This is a genomic window from Cyanobium sp. T1B-Tous, from assembly GCF_024345475.1.
Lineage (GTDB): Bacteria > Cyanobacteriota > Cyanobacteriia > PCC-6307 > Cyanobiaceae > Cyanobium_A.
Genome location: NZ_JAGQBE010000026.1, coordinates 1 through 16,982, shown reverse-complemented (window position 1 = coordinate 16,982; position 16,982 = coordinate 1). Strand labels below are relative to the sequence as shown.

General features: G+C 68.1%; 20 protein-coding genes, 1 tRNA gene, 1 other RNA gene and 1 pseudogene. 9 read left to right on the top strand and 14 right to left on the bottom strand.

Annotation, left to right across the window (positions count from 1 at the left end; translation table 11 throughout):
* Positions 1 to 38: 38 nt before the first annotated feature.
* The 5 genes from KBY71_RS07810 to KBY71_RS07790 all read left to right on the top strand — a co-directional run bounded on the left by KBY71_RS07810 (position 39) and on the right by KBY71_RS07790 (position 3,804).
* Complete coding sequence (locus tag KBY71_RS07810; RefSeq protein WP_254928371.1) at positions 39 to 2,024, top strand: ComEC/Rec2 family competence protein; 1,986 nt, start codon at positions 39 to 41, stop codon at positions 2,022 to 2,024.
* Positions 2,025 to 2,059: 35 nt separating this feature from the next.
* Positions 2,060 to 2,144, top strand: a tRNA-Ser gene (locus KBY71_RS07805).
* A gap of 222 nt (positions 2,145 to 2,366) precedes the next feature.
* On the top strand, positions 2,367 to 3,197 hold the full coding sequence (locus KBY71_RS07800; protein WP_254928370.1) for a LysR substrate-binding domain-containing protein: 831 nt from the start codon (positions 2,367 to 2,369) through the stop codon (positions 3,195 to 3,197).
* 162 nt (positions 3,198 to 3,359) lie between these two features.
* A complete protein-coding gene (locus KBY71_RS07795) occupies positions 3,360 to 3,533 on the top strand; it encodes a hypothetical protein (protein ID WP_254928369.1) in 174 nt (57 codons plus the stop codon).
* 67 nt (positions 3,534 to 3,600) lie between these two features.
* Positions 3,601 to 3,804 carry a hypothetical protein gene (locus KBY71_RS07790; protein WP_254928368.1) on the top strand — a complete coding sequence of 68 codons (204 nt, stop codon included), beginning with the start codon at positions 3,601 to 3,603 and terminating at the stop codon, positions 3,802 to 3,804.
* Between the two features lie 58 nt (positions 3,805 to 3,862).
* Here the strand turns inward: KBY71_RS07790 and KBY71_RS07785 are convergent, their stop codons facing one another.
* On the bottom strand, positions 3,863 to 4,117 hold the full coding sequence (locus KBY71_RS07785) for a hypothetical protein (protein WP_396095107.1): 255 nt from the start codon (positions 4,115 to 4,117) through the stop codon (positions 3,863 to 3,865).
* Between the two features lie 208 nt (positions 4,118 to 4,325).
* On the opposite strand from KBY71_RS07785, the gene KBY71_RS07780 reads away from it, so the two are divergent.
* Positions 4,326 to 5,048 carry a phycobilisome rod-core linker polypeptide gene (locus tag KBY71_RS07780; RefSeq protein ID WP_254928366.1) on the top strand — a complete coding sequence of 241 codons (723 nt, stop codon included), beginning with the start codon at positions 4,326 to 4,328 and terminating at the stop codon, positions 5,046 to 5,048.
* Positions 5,049 to 5,066: 18 nt separating this feature from the next.
* Here KBY71_RS07780 and KBY71_RS07775 read toward each other — a convergent pair whose 3' ends face one another.
* Positions 5,067 to 5,492 (bottom strand): hypothetical protein, encoded by a 426-nt coding sequence (locus KBY71_RS07775; RefSeq protein WP_254928365.1) that lies wholly within the window; start codon positions 5,490 to 5,492, stop codon positions 5,067 to 5,069.
* 73 nt (positions 5,493 to 5,565) lie between these two features.
* Here KBY71_RS07775 and KBY71_RS07770 point away from each other — a divergent pair, with 73 nt between their 5' ends.
* A complete protein-coding gene (locus KBY71_RS07770) occupies positions 5,566 to 5,877 on the top strand; it encodes a YciI family protein (protein ID WP_254928364.1) in 312 nt (103 codons plus the stop codon).
* Here KBY71_RS07770 and KBY71_RS07765 read toward each other — a convergent pair.
* The 6 genes from KBY71_RS07765 to KBY71_RS07740 all read right to left on the bottom strand — a co-directional run bounded on the left by KBY71_RS07765 (position 5,868) and on the right by KBY71_RS07740 (position 10,870).
* Positions 5,868 to 6,110 carry a hypothetical protein gene (locus tag KBY71_RS07765; RefSeq protein ID WP_254928363.1) on the bottom strand — a complete coding sequence of 81 codons (243 nt, stop codon included), beginning with the start codon at positions 6,108 to 6,110 and terminating at the stop codon, positions 5,868 to 5,870. The genes KBY71_RS07770 and KBY71_RS07765 overlap by 10 nt on opposite strands.
* Before the next feature lie 50 nt (positions 6,111 to 6,160).
* Positions 6,161 to 7,216, bottom strand: a complete 1,056-nt coding sequence (gene cbiB / locus KBY71_RS07760; RefSeq protein ID WP_254928362.1) for an adenosylcobinamide-phosphate synthase CbiB — start codon at positions 7,214 to 7,216, stop codon at positions 6,161 to 6,163.
* Between the two features lie 20 nt (positions 7,217 to 7,236).
* Entirely contained in the window at positions 7,237 to 8,232 is a 996-nt protein-coding gene (gene ilvC / locus KBY71_RS07755; RefSeq protein ID WP_254928361.1) for a ketol-acid reductoisomerase, read from the bottom strand.
* Between the two features lie 61 nt (positions 8,233 to 8,293).
* Entirely contained in the window at positions 8,294 to 8,896 is a 603-nt protein-coding gene (locus tag KBY71_RS07750) for an ATP-dependent Clp protease proteolytic subunit (protein WP_254928360.1), read from the bottom strand.
* Positions 8,897 to 8,961: 65 nt separating this feature from the next.
* Positions 8,962 to 9,645: an ATP-dependent Clp protease proteolytic subunit gene (locus tag KBY71_RS07745; protein WP_254928359.1), complete on the bottom strand. Its 684-nt coding sequence runs from the start codon at positions 9,643 to 9,645 to the stop codon at positions 8,962 to 8,964.
* 31 nt (positions 9,646 to 9,676) lie between these two features.
* Positions 9,677 to 10,870 (bottom strand): PIN/TRAM domain-containing protein, encoded by a 1,194-nt coding sequence (locus KBY71_RS07740; protein ID WP_254928358.1) that lies wholly within the window; start codon positions 10,868 to 10,870, stop codon positions 9,677 to 9,679.
* Here KBY71_RS07740 and KBY71_RS15170 point away from each other — a divergent pair.
* Positions 10,854 to 11,387, top strand: a pseudogene (locus tag KBY71_RS15170) (radical SAM protein); the annotation flags it as partial. The gene KBY71_RS07740 and the pseudogene KBY71_RS15170 sit on opposite strands and share 17 nt — an antisense overlap.
* 763 nt (positions 11,388 to 12,150) lie before the next feature.
* Here the strand turns inward: KBY71_RS15170 and panB are convergent.
* Positions 12,151 to 12,990 (bottom strand): 3-methyl-2-oxobutanoate hydroxymethyltransferase, encoded by an 840-nt coding sequence (gene panB / locus KBY71_RS07730; RefSeq protein WP_315858544.1) that lies wholly within the window; start codon positions 12,988 to 12,990, stop codon positions 12,151 to 12,153.
* Positions 12,991 to 13,035: 45 nt separating this feature from the next.
* On the opposite strand from panB, the gene ffs reads away from it, so the two are divergent.
* Positions 13,036 to 13,132: signal recognition particle sRNA small type (ffs, locus tag KBY71_RS07725), an RNA gene on the top strand.
* Positions 13,133 to 13,173: 41 nt separating this feature from the next.
* Here ffs and ftsZ read toward each other — a convergent pair.
* The 5 genes from ftsZ to KBY71_RS07700 form a co-directional block, all read right to left on the bottom strand.
* A complete protein-coding gene (ftsZ, locus tag KBY71_RS07720) occupies positions 13,174 to 14,319 on the bottom strand; it encodes a cell division protein FtsZ (RefSeq protein ID WP_254928356.1) in 1,146 nt (381 codons plus the stop codon).
* A 121-nt stretch (positions 14,320 to 14,440) separates the two neighbouring features.
* Positions 14,441 to 15,253 (bottom strand): FtsQ-type POTRA domain-containing protein, encoded by an 813-nt coding sequence (locus tag KBY71_RS07715; protein ID WP_315858542.1) that lies wholly within the window; start codon positions 15,251 to 15,253, stop codon positions 14,441 to 14,443.
* Between the two features lie 10 nt (positions 15,254 to 15,263).
* The gene (locus tag KBY71_RS07710) at positions 15,264 to 15,674 is read right to left on the bottom strand and encodes a hypothetical protein (protein WP_254928355.1); all 411 of its coding nucleotides are present in this window, start codon (positions 15,672 to 15,674) and stop codon (positions 15,264 to 15,266) included.
* Positions 15,671 to 16,768 (bottom strand): D-alanine--D-alanine ligase family protein, encoded by a 1,098-nt coding sequence (locus tag KBY71_RS07705; RefSeq protein WP_254928354.1) that lies wholly within the window; start codon positions 16,766 to 16,768, stop codon positions 15,671 to 15,673. The genes KBY71_RS07710 and KBY71_RS07705 overlap by 4 nt, the downstream gene beginning before the upstream one ends.
* Positions 16,769 to 16,800: 32 nt before the next feature.
* The coding region (locus KBY71_RS07700) for a TRAM domain-containing protein (RefSeq protein WP_254928353.1) at positions 16,801 to 16,982 on the bottom strand (182 nt) is incomplete at its 5' end.

Below are 16,982 nucleotides of genomic sequence, written 5' to 3'. Positions count from 1 at the left end.
CGTGGGAACCCTGAGGGGTCCCGGCGCGGAGTGGGTGGTTGGCCGAACAAGGGGGTGCGGTTCGGCGTGGCTGGCTGGCCTGGCTCTGGGCTGGGGTGCTGGCCCTGCTGCTGCTGCGGGTGGCGCTGGTGGCCTTCACCCCGGCAGCGCCCGCCGCCGGCGATCCGGTGTTCCGGTTGCAGGCGGCCAGCCAGCTCCCCCTGGAGGTGGAACTGCGGGGGCGGCTGCTGGCTGATCCGCTGGCCAGCGGCGGCACCGGGTTCCCCTGTCGGGCCCTGATGGAGTTGCCCGTGGGTCGCACCGAACTGCGCTTCCCGGCCTGTCCGCCGCTTCAGGAGGGCTGGCGGCTGCGGGTGTGGGGTCGCCTGCGCCGGCCCCAGGAGTCGCCCCATCCGCTGCTGGCGGCCCCCGCCGCGCGACTGGCCCGCCAGGGGGCCTTCACCCAGCTGCAGGTGCAGGAGTTCGAGGTGCTGCAACGGCCGGCTACGCCGGTGGCGGACCTGCGTCGGCGCATGGCCCAGGCCCTGTTGCGGCAGGCCGGCCCCGACCGCGGCGGGGTGCTCGCCGCCCTGGTGCTCGGCAGTGCGGTGGTGCCGGTGCCGGCGGAGCTGCGCGAGGCCTTCCGGGCGTCGGGCCTCTCCCATGCCTTGGCGGCCTCGGGCTTTCACCTGTCGGTGCTGCTGGGCGTGGTGCTGCCCCTCGGCAGGGGCTTGCCGCGCCTGGGTCGGTTGGGACTGGCCGCAGCGGCGATGGCCCTGTTTGTGCTGCTGGCCGGCCCCCAGCCTTCCGTGCTGCGCGCCGTGTTGATGGGGGCGCTGGCGCTGGCGGTGGTGGAGAGCGGCCACCGCAGCCGGCCTTTGGGGATCCTGCTGGCCAGTGCGCTGGCCCTGCTGCTGGCGCGGCCCGACTGGCTGCTGGATGTGGGCTTCCAACTCAGCGTGGTGGCCACCGCTGCCCTGGTGATCTCAGCCCGCCCGCTCGAACTGGCTCTGTGCCGCTGGCTGCCCGGCTGGCTGGCGGCGGCCACCGCGGTGCCCCTGGCGGCCTCGCTGTACACCCTGCCGCTGCAGCTGCTGCACTTCGGCGTGGTGCCGCTCTATGCGGTGCCCGCCAACCTGGTGGTGGCTCCCCTGCTGACGCCCCTCACCCTGGGGGCGATGGCCCTGGCCGTGCTGGCGGTGTTGCTCCCGCCGCTGCTGCCCCTGGCCACGGTGCCCGTCGACTGGCTGTGCCGTGGGCTGGTGCTGGTGGTGAAGGCCTTTGCGGCCCTGCCCATGGCCCAGTGGCAACTGGGGCGCCCAGCGCCCTGGTTGGTGCTGTTGCTCAGCCTGGCTGTGTTCGGCCTGGCGGTGCCGAACCTGGCCCGGCGCTGGCGGGTGCTTGGCCTGGGGCTGCTGGCCCTGGCGACGGCCCTCCATCTCAGCCTGCTGGGCGCCGACCAGCTGTTGTTGGTGCACCAGGGGCGGCTGGATCTGCTGGTGGCGCGGCACCAGGGCCGGGCGGCGCTGGTGAGCGGCTCCGCCGATGGCTTCAGCTGCAGCCAGGCGGGCCAGTTGGCCAAGGGGCTGGGGGTGCAGCGCTTCGACTGGGCCCTGCTGCTCGATCCAGTGGCGCCGGAGCAGCCCGCCTGCTGGCAGGGCCAGGCTGGGTTGGTGCTGGCCAGTGCGGATGGCAGCCTGCCGCTTCACCCCGGCCAGCGCCTGGCCAGCCGCGGCCTCAGTGCCACCCCCGTGGCGATCGAGAGCCGGGCCATGCAGCTGCAGCTGGGCCCGTGGCGTTGGCTGCTGCTGCCCGATCGCCAGGCGCTCTGGGCCTGGCAGCAGCAAGCTGGGGGGCAGCAGCCTCGAGCTCAGCAGCGGTTGGATGGGGTGTGGCTGGGCTTCCGGCCATCGGCGCGGGAGCGCACCCAGCTGCGCGGCCTGGGCGCCCAACGGGTGTGGCTGAGCGGTGCCAGCCCACCGGGGTGGCCGTCGTCCTGGGCGGCCAGCGGCCCCAGTGGATCCCTGCAGGCGGTGCGGGGCTGATCGATCCTTAAAGTGCCATGGGCCTGTGGGCCCTTGGAGAGGTGGCTGAGTGGTCGAAAGCGAACGACTCGAAATCGTTTGAAGGGCAACCTTCCGTGGGTTCGAATCCCACCCTCTCCGTTTTGAGAAGGTCCCCAGGAGGCCACCCGAGTGTCCCCTCGCCCTGAGGCTGTGGGGGCGTTGGTGCTGCGCGGTGCGGGCTGGAGCAGAACCATCAGCAGGTTCATCGCGCGATGCCACCGCATTTTTTGATGCGATTTTCGTATGGCTTCCCTATGCGAAAATCGCATAGGGAAGGGTGGAATTGTGGGGGGCTAAGTTGATCGTGCAGTCGGAGTCCCTGTGGTTGTATCCATAGATTCTCTCGCTTGCCTGGATTATTTGATCTGGTTGCGTTCCGGATCTGCAGCAGCAGGCCGTTTGGGCCTCACCCAGCCAACCGTGTCCCGAAATGTGTCTCGGGTTTCGGAGGTTTTTGGCATTGAGCTTGTGAAGCCCAATGGCGAATGGGAGTTGGTTGGCGATACGACGTTGCTGAACTTGGAGAGATCTGTTCACCAGCGGTATCGCTGGTTTCATGGGCTTCCTTTGCGAATTGAGGCCCAGTACTACTCAGGCCCTCTGTTTTGCGACAGCCTTCTCAGCGGCTGGCATGTTGGCAACTTTGATTTCTTAGAGGTCCATACCCCGCTCAAGCATTTGCGTGAAGGGGTGATTGATGCCTGGATCGGGTGTTACCCCGATGTTCCTGGCGATGACGATGGCGACCTGATGTGTTTCCATCTCACGCGCCTGCCTGTTCACTTGGTGGTTGCTCGGGACCATCCGTTGCTTGATCTGGGCGATTCGGTTGCTTTGGAGGATGTCAAGCGCTATCCCTCATTGGCGCTTCCTGATCATGCTTTCCCGAAGGTTCAGGAAATTTTGCAGGGGTTGGGTCTTTGGAATCTCCCGCTCAATGTTCAACGCTACAGAGATAATTGGCAAGAGAAGATCCCTTCTGCGCTTGCTGTCAGTTACGCAACGTCTTTCTCCATGCATCTCTTTCGGACTCCTCAGGTTGTGCTGCCGGTTCAGATACCCCTTGAGGTTGGCGATACGTTGATCGTTCGCCGTGATTATGTCGATCACCCGCGTTTCATCGAGCTTCGTGGCTACCTCAAGGAAAAGTAGCTTGAGCTGGCTCGGCGGTTTGGCGATGTTCGGGTCCTTTGAGTGCCCCCAGTCAGCTGCTGGCAGCGCTTGCCAGTGGTCTGCGCTGAATGCGACCACTCCACCCTGGCGCTCCGGGATGGCGGTGGTTTTCCTGGGTCTTGAGCCACCACCTTGACCCGGATGTCCCTGATTCCCCGCTGGCGTTACATGACGGATGAAGCGAAGGCGCTGACCCAGCGCACTGCTGTGTCGGCTCTGGTCGTGCTGGTGGTGTTGCTGGTTTTCAGGGCCCTGCTGCCTTGGGTGCTGCTGGCCCTGGTTGGCTGGTGGGTCTGGAAAGCCGTCCGCAAGTGAACCCCGCCATTCAGCCCAAGGGCTGCCCACACCACGATTGCACTGTGATTAAGCGCCACTGCATACGATGACGTTTACGCTCAAAATCCACGACGGCTGGGGAATCGTGGACGTCGGTCATTTCCAGACGCTGGAGGACGCAAGGGGAGCGTTCGCTTCGCTCTGTCAGGATCCTTGGTACACGAGCGATGGAACGGTCAAGGGTGTCGAATTGGTGGAGGAGAGAGAACAGGGGGAGGGCATCCGGATCGATTGGTTTGCCTTCAAGTGATCCTGTTGGTTGCCTATGCAACCAGCTCATTCCCTTTCTTCAAGAGTGTGGTTGCTAATTAGTAGTTGTCGCCGTATTTGACCTCGGTGGTTGCATTCATCAGCTCCACGGTGGTTTGGTAGCCCTGGGCCACGGTGATTTCGTGTTGGATGCCGATGTCCCTCAGGGCGTCGACGTCAAATTGGGGAGCAGTGATCCAGCTGAATCCTTTGCCAAAGGTGTTGTCAGGATTCACCACGTACCAATGGCAGGCGGTATCGGGAACGGTCACCGAGCACTTGGTCCAGTCGTTGTCCCACTGCGGAACCTGCACGAAGGACAGGGCTGCAAAAAGAAAACTGAAAATATGAATCACGGGGCTCGCTTTTAAAATCTTTACAATCATAGCTTATTTCCGGCGACTCCGCGTCTGAGTTGGGGCGGTCAGGGTTTTTGTCTGTGAAGTCCTATGAAGGGGCTGCGCGCTCGCCAGCGGCTTCCCATACGTTCTCCAGACCGTTTTCGACCTCTGCGTCTCACCGATGGCCCTGCCCCTGCTGGCGACCAAGCCCCTCACCAACAATGCCCGGGTGGCCAACTTCATGCCCGGCACCGAGGAGAACCCCCGTCAGTCGGTCGATTGCAACGCCCGGATCGAGCAGGCCTACCGCCAGATCTTTTTTCACGCCTTCAAGGTGGATCGGGAGGTCGTGCTGGAGTCCCAGCTGCGCACCGGTCAGATCAGCACCCGTCAGTTCATCCGCGGCCTGCTGCTCTCCGACAAGTTCCGCAACGACTTCTACCGCTGCAACAGCAACTATCGGGTGGTCGAGCAGGTGGTTGGCCGTGTGTTGGGGCGTCCGGTGCATGGGGATGCCGAGCGCATCGCCTGGTCGATCGTGATCGCTGAGCAGGGCTTGCCCGGTTTTGTGGATGCCCTGCTCGATTCCGACGAATACCTGCAGGCCTTTGGCGACGACCAGGTTCCCTACCAGCGCTCCCGGGTGTTGGCGGGCCAAGCGGTGGGCGAGCGTCCGTTCAACCAGCAGGCCCCGCGCTACGACAGCTACTGGCGCGAGATGACGGCTCGGCGTGCCCCCGCGGGGGATGGGGCCTCCAGCTGGTCCCCCACCTGGGTGCAGGGCCAGCCGCCGGCCTGGGCCCAGCGGGTTTGGTATGGCTTCATCGCCATCGGTTCGCTCGAGTTGGCTCGGGTGTTGTTGGCCACGGTGGGGGCCATGCTCAGCACCGCAGCCCAGGGCTAGCCCGAGGCAGGTTGCGCCTCAATCGAGAAACGCGTACGTGATGCGCAGGCTGCTGCTCACGTACTCGTGCCGGTAGCCGCCTTCATAGGCGGTGCCGCGGTAGTAGGCCGGCAGGCCCTTGGGATGGCCCGGTGGCGTGAAGATCTTGGCGTCGCAGGTTCGCACCGGTCCGTTCTGCTTGCAGCTGGTTTCATTGCGCAGCACCTCCACCACGGTGTGGTCGGCAAACACGATCCGGGCCAACTCCTGTTGCCCTGTGGTGGCGCCAGCCACCTGGGTGATGGCGCAGAAGTCCTTTTTGCCGTTGCGCCAGCAGTTGGGGGAGTATTGGGCCTGGGCCGCTGTGCCGTGAAGCAGCAGCTCCAGGGCCGCCAGGGTGCATACGGCAGCCGTTGCCCGTCTCCCCCGTTGGGCCAGAGAATCAGGGTTTGGTGGTCTGTGCATCGCGCCTGGTGCCCGTTCTGGCCCGGACGGTACCTTCAGCGGGTGAGCGATGCCAATGGGCTGGAGTGGATGCGTGCCCTGGTTTGTGAAGCTGGAAACCGGTGTGGTGGCCAAGCCGCAGTTTGATGCGGTGATCCCGGCCCATCTCGCCTGGCTGGCGGAGTTGGAGCGCTGCGGCCATGAGCCCCGCAGTGGCTATTGGGCTGATCGGGTGGGCCGCAGCGGCGATGGGGCCGGGGGCATGTTGTTGTTCCGCGCCGGCGACTGGGCCGAAGCCGAAGCCCTGATCCGCACCGATCCGCTGATCCTGCAGGGATGCGTGACCTGGACCCTGCACGAATGGGCCGTGGTCTTCCCGCGCACCGGGCCTGCGGATCAGCTGTGAAACAGCAGCACCAAGCCCGAGTTGAGTTGGTGGAATTCCCGTTCTTCGCGGCTCAGGTCGAGCCCCACCTGCAGGCCTTCCTTGAGGGCATCCTCAAAGGGCGGTGAGCTGGGGGCTGCGCCGGCTTGCCACAGCGCCGCGATGCCCACCGGCGTGGCGTGCCAGCGGAAGCAGGGGGTTAAGCCGATTTCCGGCTCCCGCAGGGCATCTTCGAGCAGCTCGCGAATTGGCATGGGCGCAAGGGGCGTGCCTGCAGCTTCGGCAGGCCACCCCGGCCGGGCAATCAGCTGAGAGTTTTCGTGATGAAGCAGGCCAGCAGGGCCTCCGGCAGGGCGGTGACGGCCAGCCAGAGCCATTCCAGCCTGCGGCTGAGCTGGAGCATGCGCAGCACGGCTGCCCGATCGGCCGGGGGAAGGCCTGCCGCGAGCAGCGGTTTGTCGCGCACCTGGGTGCCGTAGCGGTTGCTGCCCCCCAGCTGGACGCCGCAGGCATGGGCATAGGCGGCCTGGGACACCCCCGCATTGGGGGAGGGATCGGCGGCCCCATCCCGCAGGGCTGCGCTGAGGAGTGGGAGGCAGCGCCGTCCTTTCCCGGCCACCAGCGGCAGGCTGAGGGCCACCAGGCGACAGGGCAGCCACACCAGCAGATCGTCGAGGCGGGCACCGGCGGTGCCGAGCCAGCGCAGGCGCCCCTGGCGGTAGCCCAGCATCGAATCGAGGGTGCTGCTGGCTTTGAAGCCCCAGGCCAGGGCCAGCGGACCGGGCAGGGCGGGGTTCAGGGTCCAGAGCCCTGCCCCCACCAGCATCCAGAACAGCGGCGCAAACAAGCCATCCACCGCGTTTTCGCTGGCGGTTTCGGCGGCCGCCCGCAGAATCTCCGGAGCCTCAAGATCGGTGGTGTCCCGACCCACGATCCAGGCCAGGGCCTGGCGGGCGGCGCTCAGGCTCTCGGGATCCTGGAGGGCGTGGGATGGGGAGGTTGGCGGGCCGGCCGGTGGGAGCACGCGCAGCACCTGCTCCACCGCCTGCTCCAGGCTGCGGCCGGCCAGGGCGCTGGCCAGGGCGATCGTGGATGTAAGCAGCCCGGCGCCCGCCAGCAGCGGGCCCTGCCGGGCCAGCACCCGCACCAACTGCTCGAGACCCCAGCCCGCCAGGCCACTGCCGCCCACCAGGAGCAGGGTGATCAGCCCACCGGCGAGCCGCAGCTTCCAGGGGGCATCACCCGCCCAGGCTTCGGCCAGCCGGCGTAGGACCGTGATCCACCAGCCCATCACCACCACCGGGTGGAGGCACCAACGGGGGTCCCCCACCAGTCGATCGAGGCCGCAGGCGGCCAGCACCAGCAGCCAGGGCCAGGGGCTCAGGCTGCCTTGAGCCAGCTGAACATCGAGCGCAGGCCCTTGCCCACCTGCTCGATCGGGTGCTGGGCATCCCGCTCGCGGATCTTGGCCATCTCGGGCTTGCCGGCGTCACACTCGGCCACGAAGTTGCGGGCGAAGGTGCCGTCCTGGATGTCGGCCAGGATGCGCTTCATCTCTGCCTTGGTGTCGGCCGTGATCAGGCGCGGGCCGCTCACGTAGTCGCCGTACTCGGCGGTGTTGGAGATCGAATCGCGCATGGCGGTGAGGCCGCCCTTCACCATCAGATCCACGATCAGCTTCACTTCGTGCAGGCACTCGAAGTAGGCCAGCTCGGGCTGATAACCGGCTTCCACCAGGGTTTCGAAGCCGGCCTTCACCAGCTCGGAGAGGCCGCCACACAGCACGGCCTGCTCGCCGAACAGGTCGGTTTCAGTCTCTTCCTTGAAGTTGGTTTCGAGGATGCCGGCGCGGGTGCCGCCGATGCCCTTGGCGTAGGCCATGGCTAGGCCGCGGGCGTTGCCGCTGGCGTCCTGGTGGATGGCGAACAGGGCCGGCACGCCCATGCCGTTCTGGTATTCCCAGCGCACGGTGTGGCCGGGGCCCTTGGGGGCGATCATCACCACATCCACATCGGCGGGGGGCTTGATCAGCTCGAAGCGGATGTTGAAGCCGTGGGCAAAGCTCAGCACCTTGCCGGCGCTCAGGTGCGGTGCAATTTCCTTGTCGTAGACGGCCTTCTGGAACTCATCGGGCAACAGCACCATGATCCAGTCGGCCTTGGCGCAGGCGTCGCTGACGCTCAACACTTCCAGGCCGTCGGCCTTGGCCTTCTCGGCCGAGCGGCTGCCCTCGTAGAGGCCCACCACCACGTTGACGCCACTGTCCTTGAGGTTGAGGGCGTGGGCATGGCCCTGGCTGCCGTAGCCGATGATGGCCACCGTCTTGCCGTTCAGCAGCGAGAGATCGGCGTCGGAGTCGTAGTAGAGCTTGGCCATCGAGGCGTCGGGGCTGGGCAGGGCAAGATGCGAGCTTACGCAAGCGCCCTTCAGCAGCCGCTCAGGCCTCGCTGGGGTGGGCGATCACCCGGTCAATCAGGCCGTACTCCTTGGCCTCGGCGGCACTGAGGAAGTAGTCGCGGTCCGTGTCCTTCTCGATCTTCTCGAAGGTCTGGCCGGTCATGTCCGCCATGGAGTGGTTGAGCATGTCCTTGATGCGCAGGATCTCCTTGGCCTCGATCTCGATGTCACTGGCCTGGCGCTGGCTGGTGCCGCCCAGGGGCTGGTGGATCATGATCCGGCTGTGGGGCAGCGCCAGCCGTTTGCCCTTGGTGCCGGCCCCCAGCAGGAAGGCGCCCATGGAGGCCGCCAGGCCCACGCAGATGGTCACCACGTCACTCTTGACGTACTGCATCGTGTCGTAGATCGCCAGGCCGGCGGTCACCGACCCCCCGGGGGAGTTGATGTACAGGTAGATGGGCTTGGAGTTGTCCTCGGAATCCAGATAGAGCATCTGGGCCACCAGCGCATTGGCCACCGCATCGTTCACCTCCGAGCCGAGGAACAGGATCCGTTCCACGCCCAGCCGCGTGTAGATGTCAACCCAGCGCTCGTACTGGCTGCCGGGGAGGCGGTAGGGAACGCTGGGGGTGCCGATGGGCATGGGTTTGGTTGGGGTGGTCGGGGGAACGCGGGATGGCTGGCGTAGGGCGGGGGCCTGGCGGGGGCTCAGCCCAGGCCGGCCGCGGCTGGGGGCGGGGCGGGCAGGTCTTTCTGGCTGGTGAGCACCCGGTCGATCAGGCCGTACTCCTTGGCCTCCTCGGCGGTGAAGTAGGTCATCCGGTCGGAGTCGCGGGAGAGCTGTTCCACCGTTTTGCCGGTGTTGATCGACAGCATCTCCATCAGCGTGCGCTTGTTGTGCAGCACCTCTTGGGCCCGGATCTGGATGTCGGTGGCCTGGCCGCGGGCGCCACTGCGGGGCTGGTGCAGCACGATCGAGGCGTGGGGCAGGGCGGCCCGGTGGCCCTTGGTGCCGGCGCTGAGAATCATGGCCGCGGTGCCCATGGCCTGGCCGATGCAGATGGTGTGCACGGGCGGCTTCACGTAGCTGATCGTGTCGGCAATGGCGAAAGCTTCGGTCTCAAAGCCCACCGCATCCCCCGAGTACCAGCTGGTGCCCGTGGAGTTGATGTAGAAGAAAATGGGCTTATCCGGGTTGTCAAACTCCAGATAGAGCAGCTGGGCAATGATCAGCTCGGTGACGTCAATGCCCATCTGGCGCTTGGCGTCGTCGTCGCTGAACAGGGGCAGGCCCAGGTAGACGATCCGCTCCTTCAGCAGCAGGCTCGGCAGATCGGGCGGCGGCGTGCGCATGACCGCGGAATCGCCGTAGTAGGGGGCTGACACCGACATCCGCGGTTGATGGGAAGCACGTTTGCGGAGCCTAGCGGGGGCCGCCGGCCTGCGGATTCGCCGAGCCTGGATTGGTGGGGCCCGCTTTGGGCCGGTTCCGCTCGCTCCGGCTCTTGCGCTTGGCGGCTTCGGCGCCCTCGCCGGCCCCGTTTTCGGCGGCCTGGCCATCGCTGCGGGCAAACACGATCCGGCCTGTGGGGTTCTGCAGCGCTCCGGTGACCACCACCGGCAGGCGCTCGCCGATGCGCCCCTTGGCCCCTTCCACCACCACCATCGTGCCGTCGTCGAGGTAGCCCACGCCCTGGTCGGCCTCCTTGCCGTCGCGGGCGATCTTGAGCAGCAGCTCGTCGCCGGGCTGCACCTCGGGTCGCAGGGCGATCACCAGCTCGCTTAGGTTGAGCACCTGCAGCGCTTTCACTTCGGCCACCTTGGCCAGGTTGTAGTCGGCGGTGAGCAGGGTGCCGCCGGTGTCGGCGGTGAGCAGCAGCAGCTTGTCGTCGACGCCGTTGCCCTCGTAGCGGGTGCTGTTCACCACCAGCCGGCGGCCGTACTGCTCGCGCAGTTCGCTGAGCAGCTTCAGACCGCGGCGGCCCCGGCCGCGCTTCTCGGCATTGGCCGAGTCGGCCAGGGCCTGGAGCTCATCGATCACGCTTTGGGCCACGATCACCTGGCCCTCCAGCAGCCCCGAGTCGAGCAGACCGCGGATGCGGCCGTCGATGATCACGCTGGTGTCGAGGATCTTGGCGCTGGCCGGCATCAGCACCCCATCGGCCACCAACAGGGCTTCGGTGCTGGTGGGGTTGAACAGGCGCAGCAGGGTGCGGCCGTGCACCTCCGCCAGGTTGTAGCCGGACACCCCGAAGAACACGTTGCTGAGCACCGCCGCCAGCGGTTTGACGAACACCACCTCCCAGGGCAGGGGCAGCAGCAGGATCGGGGCGAGCAGCAGGTTGGCCACCAGCAGGCCCAGGATCAGACCCACGGCCCGGCTCACCAGCAGGTCGGTGGGCATGGAGCGCACCTGGGCCATCAGGCGCTTGCGCAGCTGGCCAAAGAAGAAGCCCGCCAGCAGGCCGAAGAAGGCGCCGAAGCCCCCCAGCACGGTGCGCAGTCCTTCCGGGTTGTCCACCTGCAGCAGCAGGGGCTCGGGCAGCAGGTCGACCCCGAGCCAGCCGGCCGCCGCCCCGGAGATCAGAAACAGGATCAGGATGAGGGAGTCCACCATTCCCGTCTTGTGTGGCTGCCCATCCGTTCAGGCTCGCAGCATGCCTGATTTCGCCGCCGTTGGCCTGAAGGGGTTCCCGCACTTCACGATGTGTGTGCCGCCCCGCAGCGCCTATCTCCACATTCCCTTCTGCCATCGGCGCTGCTTCTACTGCGATTTCCCGGTGGTGCCCCTGGGCGACCGGGCCGGCGGGGAGCCGGGCGAGCCGGGTTCCGCCTCGATCGCGGCCTACCTGGCCCTGCTGGAGCAGGAGATTGCCGCCTCCCCGCCTGGCCCCCCCCTGGCCACGGTGTATTTCGGGGGTGGCACCCCCTCCCTGCTGACGCCGGATCAGGTGGGGGCCCTGCTGCAGGCCCTGCGCCAGCGCTTCGGCCTGGCTCCCGGCGCCGAGATCAGCCTGGAGCTGGATCCGGCCAGCTTCGATCAGGACCGTCTGGCCGGGTACCTGGGGGCCGGGGTGACCCGGGTGAGCCTGGGGGGCCAGAGCTTTGATGACGCCGTGTTGGCGAGCCTGGGGCGCCGTCACTGCGGCGCCGACCTCCAGGAGGCCGCCGGCTGGCTGGGGGAGGCCTGGCACCGCGGCCAGCTGGCCAGCTGGAGTCTGGATCTGATCCAGGGGCTGCCGGGGCCGGCTGGCTTGGGCTCGACTGCGTCGGAACAGGCCCTGGGGGCCTGGCGCCAGCAGCTGGGCCAGGCGATCGCCCTGGCGCCACCCCATCTCTCCGTCTACGACCTCACGCTCGAGCCCGGCACGGTGTTTGCCCGCCGCCACGAGCGCGGCCAGCTGGAGTTGCCCGATGCCGATCTGGGCGCCGACCTGATGGAGCTCACCTGGGCCGAGCTCAGCGCCGCCGGCTACGGCCACTACGAGATTTCCAACTACGCCCTGCCCGGCCACGCCTCCCGCCACAACCGCGTCTACTGGAGCGGCGCCGGCTGGTGGGGCTTCGGCATGGGGGCCACCTCTGCCCCCTGGGGGGAGCGCCTCGCCCGGCCCCGCACCCGCGACGGCTACGCCCTCTGGCTGGCTGGGCTGCACCAGGATCCCCAGCCGCAGCACGGGGGGATGGGCATGCCCCTCGATGAGCGGTTGCTGGTGGGCCTGCGCCGCCGCGAGGGGGTGCACCTGCCCCGGCTGTTGGCGCAGGCGGGCTGGGATGGGGCGTCGCAGCAGCGCTGCCTGGAGGAGCTGCGCCGGCGGCTGGAGCCCTGGTGCGGCGAGGGGTTGCTGCGGATCGAGGGACCCCGCTGGCGGCTCAGCGATCCCGCCGGGCTGGCCCTCAGCAATGGGGTGCTGCGGGAGCTGCTGGCCTGGTGGCAGGAGCAGCCGCAGGCCCCTGGCTGGGATGGCGCTGGCCCGCGATCCAGCGGCGCAACGCCTCCACCCCCAGCGTCCGGCCCGCCAGCAGCGGCGGGCTGAAGGGGGGCTGGCGGGTGGTGAGGCCCAGCAGGTCGGCGGTGACGCGCACCTGGCCGTCGCAGCCGTCACCCGCCCCGATGCCGATCACCGGCAGGGTCAGCTCCTGTTGCAGGGCCGCGCCCAGGGCCTCGGGCACATGCTCCAGCACCAGGGCGAAGCAGCCCACGTCCTGCAGGGCCAGGGCCTGGCGCCGCAGCAGCTCCTGGCTGGCTTCGTCGTTGCCCTGGCGGCGGTAGCCCAGCCGGTGCACCGATTGGGGGGTGAGGCCGATGTGGCCCATCACCGGGATGCCGCTGCGCACCAGCCGGTCGATCACGGCCAGGGTTTCGGGCTCGGCGCCTTCGAGCTTCACGGCGGCGGCGGGGGTTTCCTTCAGCACCCGGCCGGCGGCGGCCACGGCGTCGTCGGCGCTGCACTGGTAGCTGAGGAAGGGCAGATCGCAGATCAGCAGCGGTTCCTGGCCGGGGGAGCAGCTGCTGGCCAGGCCCCGGGCGGCGGCGCGGGTGTGGTGCAGCATCTCGTCGAGGGTCACCGGCAGGGTGGTGGCATGGCCCAGCACCGTCATCGCCAGGGAATCGCCCACCAGCACCGCATCGGCTCCGGCCTCGGCCACCAGGGCTCCGGATAGGGCATCCCAGGCCGTGAGCACCGTGATGGGCAGTCCGGCCTGTTTGCGGCTCGCCAGGTCAGCGGGGCGCAGGGGCACTGGCGTCGGGGCGGGGGATGCCATTGCTAGCATCCAAACGACTCGGACCCATGCGGCTCCGACGCCCAAATCTGGTCAGAACCGGAAGGGAGCAGCCACACGGGATGCTCAGGGCAGGCGTGGACTCCGGGTCACCACCTTCAACCAGCCATCGCACCCAGACGGCTCAGCCAGGCTTCAGTCGCCGGTCTGGCTCTGACGGTTGAGCAGGAACGGGGGGATTTTGGCGCCGCGCTCTTCCTGGGGGCTGCTGAACAGCGTCGTGCCGGCGAAACTCACCGTGGTGCGCTCGCTCCGGTAGGGGGCGCCGCTTTCAAAGCCGGTGGCGATCACCGTCACGTGAATCTCGCCTTCGAGGCGCTCATCCACCACGGCGCCCACAATGATGTTGGCGTCCGGATCCACCACCTCGTAGATCACCTCTGACGCGGTGGTCATGTCCTCGAGGGTCATGTCCTTGCCGCCGCTGATGTTGATCACGCAGCCCTTGGCCCCATCGATGCGGGCCGACTCCAGCAGCGGGCTGCTCATCGCTGCCTGGGCCGCTTCGCTGGCCCGGGAGCGACCGGAGCCCACGCCGATCCCCAGCAGGGCGGTGCCGGCATCGGCCATCACCGAGCGCACGTCGGCAAAGTCCACATTGACCAGGCCGGGCTTGGTGATGATGTCACTGATGCCCTTGACGCCCATGCGCAGCACGTCGTCGGCGGCGCGGAAGGCTTCCTGCAGAGGAGCTCCGGCAATCGCATCGCGCAGCCGGTCGTTGGGGATCACAATCAGGGTGTCGACGCTTTCGGCCAGGCGGGCAATGCCCTCTTCCGCCTGGCGCAGCCGCTTGCGGCCCTCAAAGCCGAAGGGCTTGGTGACGATGCCCACGGTGAGGGCGCCCACTTCCTTGGCCACCTCGGCCAGGATCGGGGCGGCACCGGTGCCCGTGCCACCGCCCATGCCTGCGGCGATGAACACCAGGTCAGCGCCCTGGAGGGATTCCTGCAGTTCGGCCCTGGATTCCTCGGCGGCCTTCTGGCCGATCACGGGGTTGCCCCCGGCCCCGAGGCCGCGGGTGAGCTTCTGGCCGAGCTGGATGCGTTTCTGGGAGGCCGACTGCAGCAGGGCCTGGGCGTCCGTGTTGAGCACCCGATAGCCCACCCCCTGGAGGTCGGAGGCGATCATCCGGTTCACCGCATTGCTGCCGCCGCCGCCCACGCCAATCACTTCGATCCGGGCCGACTGGCTCGGAACAATGCCGCCCGAGCCAGCGCTGCCCGAGGGCTGCAGACCGTTGGACTGGGGGGTGCCGGATTGGGAGGAGCTCTGGGTCATAGCGGCATCGGGGGAAGCTGGGCTGTGAATCTGCGGCTGCATTATGTCGGCGATTGGAGCCCCTGGATTTGGGCAGTGTCCCACCTTTGCGGGATTCCTGGTGTGGCCCTTGCCGGATTGCTCACCGAGCCGCGACGGGGGGGGCTGCCGGCACGGGGAGGCCCAGTTCCGGCTGTTCGGGGTCACTGAGGTCGATCGACTGGAGTTGGCGACCCTTCACCCGGGCCGGGAGTTCCTGCTGCAGGTGGCTGAGCACCTCGAGCCGCCGCGCCAGTTGGCCATCCGGTGGGCCGAGGCGCACCTGGCCCAGACGGGTGCTTTGCAGCCAGAGGCTGCCGCCCGGTTCAAAGCGGATCTGGCGTAGGTCCGTGCCAAGTCGGTCGCGCTCCTCCAGCACCAGGGCCAGGGCAGGCCGGTAGCGGGGTTGCCAGCCCACCACCGTCAGGTTGGTGCTGGTTTTGGCGGCCACGCCCTGACCCTGGCGGCTGCTCATCCAGTGGCCCAGCCGGTCGACGTAGCCCGTTTCGATGCCTTGGGAGGTGCGTCGCTGGGCCCGGGCCACCGCCTGGCGGTCCACCAGTTCCACCCGCAGCCGCGGCGGCGCCATCAACCGACTCACCTGCACCTGCTCCACCGGCAGGGCCCCGGCGATGGCCTCGGCGATCCGCCTGGGCTGGAGGCCCAGCAGTGGCTGGGGAAAGGTGATCTGGGCGGCCTGCACCACCTGCTCCGCTCCCACCTGCTGGCTGCCCACCACTTCCACCTGGTCGGGGCCGGTGAGCACCCAGCCCTGGCGCAATAGGCCATAGCCCAGGCCGCAGGACAGGCTGAGCAGCACCACCAGGCGCCAGAGGTTGCGCAGCCGTTCCCGGCGCCGCTGCTGCCGCAGCACACGCCGGCGCTCCGAGCCGGGTGGGGCGGGGGTCAAACTCACCACGGCACGCTCACAGCTCGCAGCGGGAGCGGGACATCAGTTCGTCGATCCAGCGCCGGGCCCGCTCCGCATCGGCGAAGGGCAGATCCTTCTGGTCGCCCCCTCCCACCAGCCGCAGCCGGCAGGCCCCCTGGCTCTCCTCCGTGAGCGGCGCTTCGCCGGAATGCAGGGACAGCAGCTCCACCAGCTCGAGCTGCTTGATCACAAAGGACCCCTGCTCCTGGAGCTGGCCGGCCTCGAAGGTGCACCAGGTGAGCAGGCCATCCACCAGCCGGGCCGCTCCACAGCTGTCGAGCTTGGCGAGCTCCGAGCCTTCGGCCCATTCCCGGAACAGGTGTTGGCGCCGCCGCTCCAGCCAGCCCAGGGCGGTGAGCAGCACGAACACCAGAAGCAGTGGAAGCCACAGCAGCCCGTGACTCATGCCGAAGGGCCTCCCAGGAGTGATGCCTGGTGCCATTCTCGGGCCCCTTCCAGCATTTCGCGCACCAAGATCGGCAGGGGCACACCGGAGGCAGCCCACAGCATGGGGTACATGCTCTGGCTGGTGAAGCCCGGCAGGGTGTTGATCTCATTGAGCCAGAGCTCGCCACTGGCCTCGCTGTAGAAAAAATCCACCCGGGAGAGCCCCATGGCGGCCACCGCCTCACAGGCCTGGATCGCCATGGCCCGGGCCCGCTGGGCGATCGCTTCGGGCACCACCGCAGGGATCACGGTGTGGCTTTTGCCCTCGCTGTATTTGGTCTCGTAGTCGTACCAGTCGGCGTCGAAACAGATTTCCCCCAGCACGGAGGCCTGCAGGGGTTGGTGGCCGCCGCCGCGCACGGCGCACTCCAGTTCCCGGGCCGTCACCCCCTGTTCGATCACCAGCCGCGGATCCAGGGCGGCGGCGGCCTGCAGACCCGCCAGCAGGCTGGCCCGGTCGGTGGCCTTGCTGATTCCCACCGAGGAGCCCAGGTTGGCCGGTTTCACGAAGCAGGGATAGCCCAGCTCGGCCTCCAGCCGATCGAGCAGGGCATTGGGATCCTGGGCCACCTGGCTGGCGCTGGCGCAGGCGTAGGGCACCTGGGGCAAGCCCGCGGCGGCGAAGGCGGCCTTCATGGCCTGCTTGTCCATGCCCACGGCCGAGCCCAGCACACCCGAGCCCACAAAGGGCACCTGCATCAGGGTGAACAGCCCCTGGATCGTGCCGTCTTCGCCGTTGGGGCCGTGCAGCACCGGCAGCCAGATCGCCACCTCGAGAGCTCCGGCCGGGAAGCCGCGGAAGCCGGGCTCCGGTAGGGGCTGGGGCAGCTGCTCAGGCCGCACCGGGGTGCCCTGGGCCAGCACCGCTTCGGCCACGTCCGAGCCCCACCAGCGCCCGTCGGGATCGATGTAGAAGCAGCGCAGCGTGTAGCGCCCGGCGTTGTCGGCATGCCGCACGGCGGCGGCCACGGTGGCGGCCGAGCGGATCGAGACGGCGTGCTCGCCGGAGGCCCCCCCGAAGATCAGACCAACGGGAAGGGGGGAGCGGGTCATGCCGGCCGGAAGGGGCCCCAGGGGGCCAAAGCTCAGGTCAGTTTGCCGCTGAGGGAGAAGGCGCGCACCCCTTCGATTTGCACCGTCACCAGCTCCCCGGCCTCAATGGGGCGGCCATCGGCGCGCGGACCGGGGAAAAAGGTGAGTCGGTTGGTGCGGGTGCGGCCCATCACCTGCTGGGGATCCTTGGGATTGGTGCCCTCCACCAGGATCT

What these genes read in the sequence shown, in the direction of transcription:
- KBY71_RS07795 (WP_254928369.1), top strand. Translation starts at nt 3,360, where the DNA reads ATGTCCCTGATTCCCCGCTGGCGTTACATGACGGATGAAGCGAAGGCG.
- KBY71_RS07790 (WP_254928368.1), top strand. Translation starts at nt 3,601, where the DNA reads ATGACGTTTACGCTCAAAATCCACGACGGCTGGGGAATCGTGGACGTC.
- KBY71_RS07780 (WP_254928366.1), top strand. Translation starts at nt 4,326, where the DNA reads ATGGCCCTGCCCCTGCTGGCGACCAAGCCCCTCACCAACAATGCCCGG.
- KBY71_RS07775 (WP_254928365.1), bottom strand. Translation starts at nt 5,492, where the DNA reads ATGCACAGACCACCAAACCCTGATTCTCTGGCCCAACGGGGGAGACGG.
- KBY71_RS07765 (WP_254928363.1), bottom strand. Translation starts at nt 6,110, where the DNA reads ATGCCAATTCGCGAGCTGCTCGAAGATGCCCTGCGGGAGCCGGAAATC.
- ilvC (WP_254928361.1), bottom strand. Translation starts at nt 8,232, where the DNA reads ATGGCCAAGCTCTACTACGACTCCGACGCCGATCTCTCGCTGCTGAAC.
- KBY71_RS07750 (WP_254928360.1), bottom strand. Translation starts at nt 8,896, where the DNA reads ATGCCCATCGGCACCCCCAGCGTTCCCTACCGCCTCCCCGGCAGCCAG.
- KBY71_RS07745 (WP_254928359.1), bottom strand. Translation starts at nt 9,645, where the DNA reads ATGTCGGTGTCAGCCCCCTACTACGGCGATTCCGCGGTCATGCGCACG.
- KBY71_RS07740 (WP_254928358.1), bottom strand. Translation starts at nt 10,870, where the DNA reads ATGGTGGACTCCCTCATCCTGATCCTGTTTCTGATCTCCGGGGCGGCG.
- ftsZ (WP_254928356.1), bottom strand. Translation starts at nt 14,319, where the DNA reads ATGACCCAGAGCTCCTCCCAATCCGGCACCCCCCAGTCCAACGGTCTG.
- KBY71_RS07710 (WP_254928355.1), bottom strand. Translation starts at nt 15,674, where the DNA reads ATGAGTCACGGGCTGCTGTGGCTTCCACTGCTTCTGGTGTTCGTGCTG.
- KBY71_RS07705 (WP_254928354.1), bottom strand. Translation starts at nt 16,768, where the DNA reads ATGACCCGCTCCCCCCTTCCCGTTGGTCTGATCTTCGGGGGGGCCTCC.